10 protein-coding genes are annotated in these 13,353 nt (G+C 41.8%); 9 read left to right on the top strand and 1 reads right to left on the bottom strand.

Annotated elements, in window-relative coordinates; genetic code table 11:
• Positions 1-112 precede the first annotated feature (112 nt).
• Entirely contained in the window at positions 113-1,015 is a 903-nt protein-coding gene (locus Q1B47_RS09645) for a hypothetical protein (RefSeq protein WP_299792355.1), read from the bottom strand.
• A gap of 334 nt (positions 1,016-1,349) precedes the next feature.
• Between Q1B47_RS09645 and csm6 the strand changes: the two genes are divergently transcribed.
• The 9 genes from csm6 (at position 1,350) to Q1B47_RS09600 (ending at position 13,261) form a co-directional block, all read left to right on the top strand.
• The gene (gene csm6, locus Q1B47_RS09640) at positions 1,350-2,471 is read left to right on the top strand and encodes a CRISPR-associated ring nuclease Csm6 (protein ID WP_299792353.1); all 1,122 of its coding nucleotides are present in this window, start codon (positions 1,350-1,352) and stop codon (positions 2,469-2,471) included.
• A gap of 127 nt (positions 2,472-2,598) precedes the next feature.
• The gene (locus tag Q1B47_RS09635; RefSeq protein WP_299792350.1) at positions 2,599-2,844 is read left to right on the top strand and encodes a hypothetical protein; all 246 of its coding nucleotides are present in this window, start codon (positions 2,599-2,601) and stop codon (positions 2,842-2,844) included.
• A gap of 90 nt (positions 2,845-2,934) precedes the next feature.
• Positions 2,935-3,711, top strand: coding sequence for a hypothetical protein (locus Q1B47_RS09630; protein WP_299792347.1), 777 nt, complete (start codon positions 2,935-2,937; stop codon positions 3,709-3,711).
• Between the two features lie 22 nt (positions 3,712-3,733).
• On the top strand, positions 3,734-4,213 hold the full coding sequence (locus Q1B47_RS09625; protein WP_299792344.1) for a hypothetical protein: 480 nt from the start codon (positions 3,734-3,736) through the stop codon (positions 4,211-4,213).
• A gap of 90 nt (positions 4,214-4,303) precedes the next feature.
• On the top strand, positions 4,304-5,056 hold the full coding sequence (locus Q1B47_RS09620) for a hypothetical protein (protein ID WP_299792341.1): 753 nt from the start codon (positions 4,304-4,306) through the stop codon (positions 5,054-5,056).
• Positions 5,057-5,122: 66 nt separating this feature from the next.
• Positions 5,123-5,938: a hypothetical protein gene (locus tag Q1B47_RS09615; RefSeq protein WP_299792338.1), complete on the top strand. Its 816-nt coding sequence runs from the start codon at positions 5,123-5,125 to the stop codon at positions 5,936-5,938.
• 143 nt (positions 5,939-6,081) lie between these two features.
• Entirely contained in the window at positions 6,082-7,449 is a 1,368-nt protein-coding gene (locus Q1B47_RS09610; RefSeq protein ID WP_299792335.1) for a hypothetical protein, read from the top strand.
• On the top strand, positions 7,446-9,545 hold the full coding sequence (locus Q1B47_RS09605) for a phospholipase D-like domain-containing protein (protein ID WP_299792331.1): 2,100 nt from the start codon (positions 7,446-7,448) through the stop codon (positions 9,543-9,545). Before Q1B47_RS09610 ends, Q1B47_RS09605 begins: the two co-directional genes overlap by 4 nt.
• A complete protein-coding gene (locus Q1B47_RS09600) occupies positions 9,542-13,261 on the top strand; it encodes a DEAD/DEAH box helicase family protein (RefSeq protein ID WP_299792327.1) in 3,720 nt (1,239 codons plus the stop codon). Before Q1B47_RS09605 ends, Q1B47_RS09600 begins: the two co-directional genes overlap by 4 nt.
• The last annotated feature ends 92 nt before the right edge of the window (positions 13,262-13,353 follow it).

Below are 13,353 nucleotides of genomic sequence, written 5' to 3'. Positions count from 1 at the left end.
GCTCTATCCTGAGCGGTTAGAAAAGCCATTCCACAGCAATCTTTTTAGTCAAGGCTAAAGCAATTAATCACTTACCCTGCATGGTTCGGGGTAAGCTATTATCTGAGATTATCTACTTCGCTAGATAAATATTTCTAAAGTACCCCTGGCTTGACCACTTTCCTGGCTGGCGAATAGGATCCCAAGAAGTAACCACGACCTCTTGGCCAATGAGCTGCTTAGCTTTGGCCGTTATCTGGCCTGCTTTATCGAAGGTCGATGTTTTCATGTACCACTTGGTGCCACTTCCAAGAGTGAGAACGGTACATGAAGAGCCCCTATGGTTCACTTGCTCTTCCACATTGATGAGTGTGGTGGGGGAGGTTTGTTGAACTTGATTTCCTTGTTGCAGAGCTTGCTGCTGTTCAAGCTTTAATTGCCTATTTTCATCTTCAAGATATAAGCGCATCTGCTGCTCGGTATCTGCTCTGTGCTTTTCTGATTGTGCAAGCTGTTGAGAGTATTGCAGCTCATTTGAAAGTAACTCGATGCTTTGCCGGGCAGTGCGCTCAATTTGGGAGATCTCATTACTGCTTCTGTGCTTAGTCAGCTCACGAACTAAGTCTGAATGCGTTCTCAAGCTGCCTTTGATGTAGGTCTCATGAAAGCCTAATAAGATGGTTGGAGTTAAGTCACCAGATTTTCTGAGATCTTTCATAACGCTAGATAGGTAGTATTCAGTATCACTATCATGACGCCAAGCCGTCACTAGTGAATTTGTTCTACCATTGTCGTGGATAACAAACTTACCTGAAAGCTGCTGCTTGCTTTGTGGGTGTTCAATACTCGCATTATAGAGAAAGCGGTCATGATGTCTTGGATCGGCTTTGGGGCCTGAGATGATCTTAAGCTCGATACTTGTATCGTGTTCGAACGTAAAGCCAAAGCGTAGCGGAAAAGAGTCAAGGTTACAGTGCTGGTTGGCCTTTACCTTTACTGAAATAGTGGGATGAACTTGGGGCGAAGAGTTAATCATATCTGCTCTAACAATCTGTCTATAACAATCAAATTCTGGCGTATTTATATCACCTTTAATTATATGAAAACACCATAGTTTGATGTATATCGGTGACAACACTGGCCAAGTCACATATAGTCATTAAGATACTGCTACCTGTACAGTAAAAGTTCAGGTTTTATAAGTATATGGAATAAATGCAGAACGGAATCTGGTCTTTGAATTTTCCTCATTTGCACCCTTAAATCCCCATACTGGTATAGCCATGAAATATGTTCTGAGGCTAGTGCCTGGAGCAATAGTATTCAGGCCGACTGGTGAAAACGATGGCTTATCTTATACGAAACACAATATGAAAAATATCTTAGTTGCCGTAACAGGCGCGAGTCCTCAGGTATTGACTGAAACCTTGTATGCATTGCACATACAAGGCAAACCGACGCCTGATGAAGTCTTTGTGATCACCACTAAAAGTTCCAAACAGATGTTGGTTGAGGGATTGTTTGAGCAAGGACATTGGCAGCAGTTAATTGAAGAGTATTCACTCCCTCCTATCAGTTTTGACGAGTCAAATATCTGGGTCATCAGTGACGAGCAAGGCAACGAACTTGAAGATGCCAAGAGGGAAGAAGATCAGCCTACGATGGCTGATTTCATTACCCGGAAGGTAGCCAAGTTAACGGCGGACTCAAGCTGCGCCATTCATGCGTCTATCGCTGGTGGCCGTAAAACCATGGCGTTCTATATGGGCTACGCAATGTCGCTCTATGGTCGTGAACAAGATGCCTTGAGTCATGTGTTCGTCGACGATGAATATGAGTTTGTTAAAAATTTTTATTATCCAACGCTTCAAGATAACTGGATTGAAGGAAAAACGGCTGGCAGCCGAGTCAATACCAAAGATGCCCAAGTTACCCTTGCTGAGATCCCGTTTGTACGCATGCGCAAGCAGTTTGAATCGGACCTGTTAAATCAACTTGAAGACAGTTCTTTCTCTAAAACGGTGGCGCTAATGAATGCTGCTAGCCAGCCATTGGCAGTCTCTATCAATTTGAAAACAAAAAAACTGAGTGTTTTAGGGGTTGATATAAAGCTCTCAGCCAAGCTGTTAGCCCTCTACCTGTTTATGCTCTCACAACCTCAGCGGCAAATTAAAGTTGGTTCTGGGTTCATCAAAAATACCGAGTTTACTAAACAGTACCTAAATCACTTCAATCAAATGAATGGCGATATACGTGTTTACAACACCTTTGGCTTAGAAGACGAGGGCGATTGGGTTCGCGGTCAGTTTGATAACTTACAGCCTATGACTGCAAAGTTCATTCAAGAGGTACTTAGTCAGCTCCATAAGAAGCTGATGCACCACTTACCAAGTGACGTGGTAGATAAAATAAAAGTGCACTCAGATGGAGTAAAGGGCGGAGCTACTTACTCAGTATGCAATGAGCTTACTGTCGAGGTAAGCCATCCTTAACGATTGTAAGCTTATGAACACCACTCTAGCTCCGGTTTGGCTATGATGGTTTCATCAATGAATAAGAGCTTGTGTAAACCATTAGGTTCGCTTTTTTTAGCATTAAGCTCCGCAGCTTGGAATAGATATGGATAACTTTGTTTGGAATGATTTTGGCACTCTTTCGGCGGTTGATAAGACCGACAAGATAGTCACAGTGACTAACTCCGAAGGGGAGGTGAGAAAAATGAGTATTGCTAAGTACAAAGAGAATGCATTGGCCGTACACCAAAAGGCACAGTCGTTAATCGGCAAGCAAGTGACAATTAGAACCAGTCAAAATACAGCCGAGTGGAGCACACAGGTGTGGTTTAGCGAGATCGCAAGCTTATGATATCGAGTAAATCTGTTCTTACGTTACTAGTTAAACAATTAAACTGACAGGTTGTAATACCCAAAATTTATAATCCAGGGAGAGGGAATAATGGCGAAAATTGACGTTAGCAAAAGTGTACTGTTTGAAATGATCATGGCGACCTACGAAGCCTATGCAGTTAAGCATGATGGCAAGCATATCGTCGCAATCGAGACTTATGGAACACTATGGGGTTCTTTGAAAGGGCGTAGAGGCTTTAACTGTAGTTTGGAGCACTTCTCGGTTGAGTCTTCTGCCCGCCGACAAAGGGGCTGTGTGGAAGCTTTAACTATGTCTCGTCAAATTAAAGATGAAATAGCAGATGTTTTTGGTGAGGGGTACCAATATTTAGGCTCGTTTCATTCTCACCCTTACATTAAGTCAGAGGTCGCTACTGCTAGCGAATTACGTAAAAATCGTTTATTCGATTTCAGTGATGGCGACCATATGAGTGAATTTGGTGAGAGTTTTGAGGTTAATGGTAAACAGTATTCCTTAGCTCTGGTGATGACTATCTTTTCGATGGATAGAGCTGACACTACTAAAGACTTTAAAGTAGAGCCAGATCTCTATGAGTTCTCATTGGGTAATGTCAAACTCTGGCTGAAAGCTCAAGTCTTTGAACATAAAGCTGAATCAGAACTAACAGATAGTGATAAAGACGAGATGGAGATGTACAAGCTTAAGTTAGATGAACTTGAGTATGATTACTCACAAGAGTTAATCCCTGTTCCAATAGCAACTGAGCTTTGCTGTGATTTTCTTGATAATTTTGGTACCAGCTTCGAGAAATTTGGCCGCTTGGACATTAGCTCTAGAAAAGCTCGATATTTGAGCCGCAAGTAATTATCTATAATGGGGAGTTCCAGTGATTATACAGAAAAAGAACCATCTAAATCTGAAAGGTGACTCCCTAGAAGAGGAGGTAAACAGTGATGTCGGTGCGTATACGGATCACCAGAGTTTATATATTGAAGGGATAAAGGCTGTTAGTTCAGGCTTGGATTCATTGTTCGAATACTTTGAGAAATGCGAAGTACATATTATTAGTCGACTCCCGGCAGTTAAGTTGTTGCAAACATTTGAAGAGTTTGAAGACCTTTTCTTAGATGGGCTTGAAGAGATAGCTGAACCTCTAAAGAAAGGTTCAGTTGAGCAGACTGAGCTGCTTGATTCTGGTGGTTTCATCGATGCGATTCACTGTGGCGAATTTGAAGCTGTATTTACTGTTGACTATCAAAGTGGTGTCGATAGTGAGAGCGATAAGGCTGGTCTAAATACTTCGCTGCAATCGATAGACAGAGGATTTATGCAGTTGCTTATGGCTCAAGGCTACGGTGAAAATTAATAAGAATAGCAGCCATAGCTCATAAGATTCGTTTTAAAACATTAACGTTTTATGTTGTTTTGCATCACTATTTCTGGAGAAGGGAAGCCCATGTTCGAAGAAGAGTTATCCGAAGTAATATATTACCTGTCAGATCTAAATTTTGAAGTTCATTGTAGTTTAGATGTGGATGCATTCATTGATAAATGTATTGAAATCATTGAATTGAGCCTAAATGAAGAAACTTCCATTCAATTATCCTTGGGATCTGTAGGTCCAATGGCGCTAACCCCTATGAACAAAGTTAATAGAGGTGCAGTTTTTTATGACTCAGAGACCTACTGTGGTGATCAAGCTGATAAGTTAGCTAAGTTAAAGAATATTAGGTCGTTGCAACCATGCGTGTCATACGCTGAAAAGTGGATTGAGGTTAGCAAGTTATTTAATCAATCAATAGTCTTTGGATTAGATAAAGTGGTCGACAGTTACCCTGCTGCACATCATTACCATTATCGAATGACCGGGCAACTTGCTGGAATTTTAGATAGTGGCTCCTTACGCAATGGTGGGCTTGTTGAGCATCTAAGTCATGAGGAGAATAGCCACTGGCTAACGTACCGTTCAACAAGCGATTATTTGTCATCTTATTTCGAAGACGTTTCGATAGAAATCGAACCTGTTCTAATTAAGATCATAGAGTCTTCCGAAGAGTTGCAGCAGGCTTGGTCGAAACTTCAAGATATGGTGAAAATGTCCGGTAAGTTGGATATTAAAACCAGAATGTTACTCGGCAACGTAAATGCGTATCAGATTCTCCGTTTAATGAATCGTTCTGAAATTGATTTTCTCGAAGTTCAAGACTAGTTGAAGTTTGCGATTCAGTATTTAACGTGTTGTTTGAGTGAACTTTTTAATTTGAGGGAAACAGGTTTGATTAACATTAGTAATGAAGTTATCTCTACAGAAAACGGCATCATTAAGGCTGTTTGTACCGGGCAATACTCAAAAGAAGTTTGTCTTGGTATAACTAATAGCGTGTTTGGTGTTGATTGGTGGAGTATGGATGGCGAGACTTCATCTGTATCTGGTTTAACTGAAAACCTTAAAGAGGCGGATTTACTTGTAATCATCTGTGATTTTTCGGATGAGTCTGAATTAAACAACTGCTTTAAGCTAAACCAAATTGCTAGTGAGTTTGGAGTCTGGGTGATGGTTTTCGCCTTGAACAGCAAAACATTGCTCCAAAATAGTAAAGATATTCATCAATCACATCTGTTTGCGACAGCCAATATCCTCCCTATAGAGACTAGCCTTGCTGTTCCTTATCTTATTGAAGACAATTTACTTGCCCCTCAAACAGCGAATTTATTATGGGCTATGAGAGCCGTAATTGAGGTTTTTGGGGCTGGTGGGCTTATAGGTATTGACTTTACTGATGTGCATTACATGTTTGGTGTTAAAGGATTATACCGACTTTTCCGGGGTCATGGTTCCGGTAATAACGCTGCTGAAATTGCACGTATTGAGTTGGTCGATAAAATTAGAGAGTCTTCTCCGAAAAACGAGCGGATACTTTTGAGCATTTTTTGTGGAATGAAAACATCAATTGAAGAGATTCATGACATCGTGGTTGGAGCTCGCTCTCTTTTAAGCGATGACAATGGTTTACTTGTTGTTGGAGATATATTCCTATCAGCTGATGACTCTTATGATCAAATACTAGTAAGTGCGTGTACCTATGGCTAGTGCATTTAACAGCAAGTTTATGCCGCTAAATCAACTCTCCACCTTAGTGATTGAATCTCTGATAGGGGGTGTTTTTGTATGGCTGATTTCGAGTTCTGGCCTGTAAATGAAATTCAAATAACTATCACTTCGAGTCATTCATCATGTCGGTATATGAAAGTAATTTATCAAACTCAACGTTCTTCTTATCACTGTTTGACCCTCGTCAACGACCAAAAGGTTCCCGGGATCCATTGGGAACAGAGGCTGTATGGGGGAAGCTAGGGCGCCGTTTGGTTGGCAACCTAACCACGGTAACCTCTAACTTAGAGAGCTTCTTTGTGGCCCTGTTATGTTGTGACTATAGCCACCAAGTTATATCAGGAAATGACTCAAAAGTGAGTGCCGTGGATATAGCGGAGCGACAAGAGCGTTTTGCGCGCATGGAGCAGGTACTCGCATACATTAGACTGTCATTTCCTAAACATGCAGCCGTTCAGGGTATTCTAGGTATAACCAAAGCTAAGGCGCGTTTAGAACAGAAATCGATTAAATTAGGGCTGGCGCATCCCTTATTGACTAATCAGCTGTCGATGGGGTTGTGGGGCTACTACACTCCCGCCATGGCAAGAGCTGGCCTAGTGAATATTGAAAGTCGAAAGCTTACTGAGCAAGGGGGAATGGCTGCTGACAGTGTTAAGTCTGAGTTGGGGACTGCTTACAAGGCACTGTGTGAGTATGCCGATGCTGGTCAGCTAGACACTGATGATTTAATTCCGCTAGCCGAAGTAGTTGAGCAAGTATTTTACCAATTAAAGGTAAGAAAGGCTTTTGTAGAGGCGTTGATTGAAAAAAATGCCGATTGCTCAGCACAGGCAGCCCTTTACCAGCAAGCACTGCTATATATTCAGCAGCGATATAAAGAAAAGAAGCCTTTAGGAGCAAAACATTTCCTGGATTACTTGGCGGATTGCGAAAGCACTGAGTTAAATATACCTGCGCAGGATATAAAGCTTGTAGAGCCTGTGCTGGTGATCAATAGCCATGTGTTTAACTGGCTACAGGGGCAGCATGATAGAACTAAGGATGAGGTTGTTAAAGATCTGCAAGAGAGGATGTCGGTGACTGAACTGTCTGTACCACCGCTGTCTTTACCGCGGCAAAGTTTTTGGCAACGTAGTGCAGAGCTCATTAACCAATGTGATATTCAGAGTAATGAGCAAGAGTCTAGTCTTGCCTATGTTGAAACCTATCTGGAACACCTGCTTGAGCATCATAAAGAAGTGACGAAAGCGCGCCATGGTGCGCCTTGGGTTGAGCTGCGCAATGATAAAGTCTTTGTGCGTGTGGTCTCTTCATCGGGGAAGCTACCTGCTGTGGAAAGCGGCTTTAGTGAATTAACCGATAAGTTAGAAAATAGCTATTTTTTGTATAGCTTTTTGGCAATAGCAAAAGAGGCTATAGATAAAGAGTCTGGCATTATTGAATCGGATGCTTCCTACGAAAAAACTGATAAGGATGCAGCCCGATGAATTATGTCACCATATCTGATTTAGTGGCTGGTCATATAGAGGGCTGTATTGTTCAGTCAGCTTTTTTTTCAACATACAGTTTTGAACCCGACTTCTTCGAACTAGAAATTATGCCCTTGTTGATGGCGCAACAAGATAGCAAGAATGGCTCTACTTACCATCCAGCGCTTTCTACTAACGATGCTATTCGTTGGCAGCAGTTAGAGCGTTTGATGGTCGAGCGCACGATTGAAACTTCAGTTATTTATGATCCCAATGTGTACCGCTGCGAGCGCTCGCCACGATTAGAGATCGCCTATCATGCTTATGCGCCTGACAATGCTTGCCAACATGCTAAGTTGATTGCTCTTGTACTTGAAGAGTCTCACATGGATGAGATTGATAAAGCTGGTGAGCAAGCTTCAGCCCGTTCAAAAGTGGTGTTTGGTGCAGGCTCGTTTAACCTGACTAGAGCAGGCTGGTGGGACAATATTGAGTGTGGTCACTTCGTGACGCTTACTGATGAGTGGGCGCCTGAGAATTTATGCAACGATATAACCGCGGCGCTGACATTTTACTTGGCACAAGTTGGTGGGAAAGATATCGCGCTACAAAATGTGATTGATACGATTGAGTCATTTACGAAGACTGAAGCAGAAGATAATTTGCAATTCTATTTCAGTGGAAAGCAGAACCAAGCTAATCACTCTTTTTCAAATTTTATAAGCCAGCATACCAAGTACAGGCAACAACTTGAGGTTGTCAGCCCCTATTTTGCACAATCGGGTGAAAACCGTGTGATTGGCGACTTTGTTGATAGTTATAAAGAAAAACGAATTTTACTGCCTATAGATCCCCGAGATAGCGCTAAGGCCAAAATTGAGTTTTCAGTCTATCAGCAACTGAAAGAGTCTGGCGTTGACTGGTGCCAATGGCAGGTCGATGTTGATAAAAGCGTACAGGAGAAAGATGTCGCCAGAGAGTTGCATGCCAAGGTTTATCGTATGTCTTCTGATAATGGCTGTGATCTATTCATGGGGTCGGTGAACTTCAGTTTTAAGGCATTTGAACACAATATTGAAGCTGGATTTTTGATAAGAAACGCTGCTGTCTCACCATTACTTGGAGATAGTGTTGAGGTCGTACCCGCATTCTTCGAGCCTGTAAAAGATGATATTCACGCTGGGCAAGTTGATGGTTATAGCCGCTTGCCTGCGCTAAATTTAGTCTATTGCTGGAAAGCCCAAACACTGACTGTGATTAACGGTTCAGTTAAATGGCCGGACGAAATACAACTCTTTAACGCTACCGAAGAGAAACTTGCCACCTTGCATGTTACACAAGGGATTCTCAGTAATGAAGCTTATATTGAGAGCCTGGTTCTATTAGAAAATCACTTCAAGAATAGTGCCTTGTTAACGGCAATTTCCTACAGAGGTGATGAAGTCTATACAGCAGAAATATTGGTAAGCCAACTGAGTATCTGCATGCGACCGAGTGTTCTGCCACCTTTACAGTTAGCCGACCTGCTGGGCATATTTAGAGGCATGAGCAAGTCGCAATTACTCATGCTCACAGAGCGATATGCGAGGCTGAGTGAACTGCAATTAGCTTATCAGTCTGGCGATGATTTAGCCGTAGAGCTTAAAGCCGAATCTAGAAGTTTTTTCTCAGAATTCTCTGAGGTCAATAGTGCTTTTTATCATCTAAATGACAAATTAAAACAAGCGCAGGTAGCCGGGGACCAGCGAACCTTGGATTATTACCTGTTAGGTAAGCAGCCTGATTCACTTTATGGCGTTTTTATGGTGATAACTGGGCAAAAGGGTGTTGAGACACAACAGAGTAATGACCTGGTGGAACCCGTTGTTCGTTATCTTGTCATGTTGTCTATTCAGGATGTGTTGCAACGTCAGGCCCATTGTCATTCAGGTCTGTTTGTTAAGGTGAAAGCGGCTATTCATGCCCTTGAGAACAGTGGTGATTTGGTACTGGGTGATGAAAGTGGACCTGAATATAATCAGCAGTTTTATCGCTGGTTTAAAGATGAGTTTTTCACCTCGGTTGCGTCTAGTATGTCAACGATTGAAACTGTTCAGCAAGGAGCCAAGCATTGATCTCAATAGATAGTGCAAAGATGTTGATCGATTTTTCTGCAGGCGTAAAAGAACGAGAGCCTCTTGCTGAGCAGCAAATAGAAGGCAGTGTGGCCCTGTATAATATTTTGCAAAACCAAGATTTAGCCTACTTGGCAGATGAAGTTGGCATGGGCAAAACCTATGTGGCTCTGGGCACCATTGCTCTGATGCGTAAACAAAAACCAGATCTGCGTGTTCTGTACTTATTACCAAAAAATAATGTGCGCGATAAATGGGTGAAAGATTATAAGAGTTTTGTTGAATACAACTATCGACAAGATGATTTGACAGTTCGATCGCTAGACCGCTCTCCTGCAGCACCTTACGTGATATGTAAGGGCCTTGAAGCCCTTATCCGTGAAGCTGCTATGGGCAATAATCAAGATCTGTTTATTTGCGCATCAGCGCTTAGCTTTACCTTAGGTAATGATGTGGCTAGCTTGCAAACAAGTTTGAAAAAGCTGCTTAAACTCTATTCAGGTAATGCTGAGGACATTCATGCCTTGTTGGCTCGGTTGGAGCAAAGTGAGGAAGCTGAACAGCGTATATCTTCCTATAAAAAACAGTGCAAACAATTGTGGGCGACAGCGATTAATCGAATTTTGCCTCAGTTTGATCTTATCGTCGTGGATGAAGCGCACAACTTTAAGCGTGGTCTTAATACCAGTGATCGTAATCGTAATCTTGCTGTTGTACTTGGTACCGAACAATCTAAATCAGATACTCAGTACGTTGAAAAGCCAGCGTTAGTTCCACTTGTTAATAAAGTCATGCTGTTGTCTGCTACCCCCTACGAGTATGACCTTAGTGAAATGGAAAGGCAGCTTGTGCTATTTGGTTCTGACTTACTGAGTGATAAGAAGGAGAGAGAAGACCTGCTAAGCAGTTTTATGGTTCGCCGCCTCAATGAAATGAATATCGAGGGCAAAAAGCATACTCGAAATATGTATCGTGATGAGCACAGAAGTGGCGAAAAAGCTGAGGTGCAGATGAATGATGCACAAAAGCTATTTGCGGCCTTAATGCAAAAGCGGGTAAGCGAGCATCTTAGACAAAATCATGCGGGTAAATATCAGACGGGTTTACTGGCATCATTCGAAAGTTATCTGCCAAGCAAACTGGTAAACCAAGAGCATGCCACCTTCGATGGGGATGAGGAAGATCGAAAAGAGGAAGCCAGAGATGACAATGTAGTTGAGCAGCTTATCTCAAGTTTTAAAAAACGTTTCGACCAAATACCGCCTCATCCCAAAATGGACTGGGTGGCAAAACAACTACACCAACAGGTCTATTTACACGGTAGAAAACAGCTTATTTTTGTCAGGCGAGTTGCGAGTGTCGGTGAGCTGAAAAATAAGTTTGAGGAGCTATACGACAAACTATTTATTGGACAGTACATTCAACGCGATCCGTTTGTCAGTAAGATGTATGACTATTATTTGAGTCATAAATATCAGGGAAGCTTAGATACTGCGGAAGTTACGTCGGAGGAGGGTAAAGAGGCCAATAAGGAGGGGGACGATAAAGCAACAAGCGACGATTTTTTCAGTTGGTTTTATCGTGGTCGTAATGACTATGTAGAAAAGAACATCAAAGATGGAGATGTTACCCCACACAATTTCAGACAGAAGGTTGCGCAGCGTTCAACCATGTTTGAGCTAAATTGGGCAAAATGGCTTAAAGGTATTTCTGACAAGCAATATGATAATCAATCGCTGATTAAATTTGCAGACGGCTTAAAGGAATCGGCTAGTGATACGGATGAGCAAAAGCGTTTTCAAGTGGCTCAATATTGTTATCTAAGCTGTTTACTAGAGGATGATACTGTCGAAACAAATATTAGGCAGGTCGCTGGAAGGTTGTTTAATTACCTTTATCACTCTTTGCCCCCTAAAATAAGTAAGAAAGATAAAGAAAAGTTGGCAGATGCGCTTAATTTCACTTCACTTTTCGAACAGGTTAGCCAAGATGATGAACTCTTTTCAATTTTCCCTCTCTGGACTGGAAAGTCATTAAGCAAAGATATTTTATTACAAGCTGATGTATTAGCACAGGATAGAGCTATTCACCTGCGCGAGATACTTAGGATGGTACTGGCTTATATTTGTCGAGTGGATCACCCTTGGATAGATCTCTATTCGATTCGTGGGCAGGATAGTGAGAAAGATTCTTTTATTAATTTGTTAAAGCAACAATATAAGGCGAACCTTGCCTTCTCTAGCTACAAGATTTTGAAAGAGCTATCTCAAAACATTGAACTGCTGATTAAACTGAATTTCAGTGAAGCTTATCGTAAGCCTCACAGCGATTTAATGCGCTATATCTCTAATCAAATTCGTAATTTACAAAGTTGTGCCGGGGCGAGTGGAATTAATAGTGGTGATAGATCTCCATTGGCCCGTAGATTTAGAATGCCTGGTTACCCAATGGTGTTAATCAGCACCGATGTATTTCAAGAAGGAGAAGATCTTCATACCTTCTGTGATTCAGTCAGCCACTATGGGATTTCCGCCAGTCCAATCGCGTTAGAGCAAAAGGTTGGAAGAGTCGACAGAATCGGCTCTATGGCTCAGCGTGGGATTATGCTTAGCCCGGAAGATGCTAATCAGCACTTCATTCAAGTTCGTTTCCCACATGTTAAAGAAAGTATTGAATATATGCAGGTGCAACATAGTGCCTTTAATCTGAATCGGTTTATCAAAAATTTACATAAAGTCAGTGGTAAAGATAACTCTACTGCCGTAGAAGTCGATATTGATGAACGTCTTTCTGCAATTGAGCCACAGATCCGTGATCACCTGAAGAGTCCTTTTGTTGCAGCTAAACACACCATTGCTAAATGTGAGTTTGATAGGTCTCTGATGGAGTGTCAGAAAGACAAACTTGAAAGTTTGATTGCCGATATACAAAATCGTTATTTGGGTGGGAAGAAGTTTGAAAAAACTGCGAAGGGGATGACATGCACTCTAGGTAAGGGGACCGGGGAGTATGATTTTGAAATTCGTGCAGCGCGGAAATCAAACGAACTGGTGTTATCGATAACAAAAAAATGGCATGAGGAACAATACCTGGCGGATGCCCTTCAGTTTCTAAAGAAGTTTGCATCACAACATATTTGTCGTTTACAGGTTGAAGATAATAGTGGAATCAAGGTTTTCAGTCTAAATGTCGAGAGGTTGTATAGCCTACAAGATGAAGGCCTGAATGAGTATGAAGCAACTTATGAGAAAGAGTTGCTTGAGAATGACGCTGTCTTTGCACCATTAAACATATACCCCCAGATTTCTGAGGCTATTAACGGGTTCAAACTTCATCACCAAAAAGTGTCTGTTAGTGAAAATGGCAACGCTGTTCAGTTTGATTTTGAATGCAGTAAACGTAAGCAGATCATAACAACGACAGAGAATGATGAGTATTACTGCATCTGCTCGACAGCAATATCGCCGGAAAAACTGGCCGGTAAACTAGTAAGCAAGGAAAGGCTAGATACAGAAAAATTGTTGAAGTACACCGCAGGTCGAAACCTTATTTATGATCTGGTCGATTTTTATGTGGATAACCAAGATGGGATCTCTGTTCGAGCCTTTTGTCGTAAGACACATTGCTCTGATATCGATGTACTCAGGATTATGTTTAGGGTTGCCAGGGAAGCGGATCGTTTAGAGTATTTGTTTAGTGATGTGGACCAGTATTAACGCCATAAATTACATGGTCAGTGCTTATTGCGAAGGTTTTTAGGGACGTATCAGATGTTAGCTGCTTTTCGCTATGGCTATCACAGTAAAGC

Source organism: uncultured Shewanella sp. (assembly GCF_947501225.1).
In the GTDB taxonomy this organism is placed as follows: domain Bacteria; phylum Pseudomonadota; class Gammaproteobacteria; order Enterobacterales; family Shewanellaceae; genus Shewanella.
Note: the sequence above shows the minus strand (reverse complement) of the source record. Positions and strands in the feature narration are given on the sequence as shown.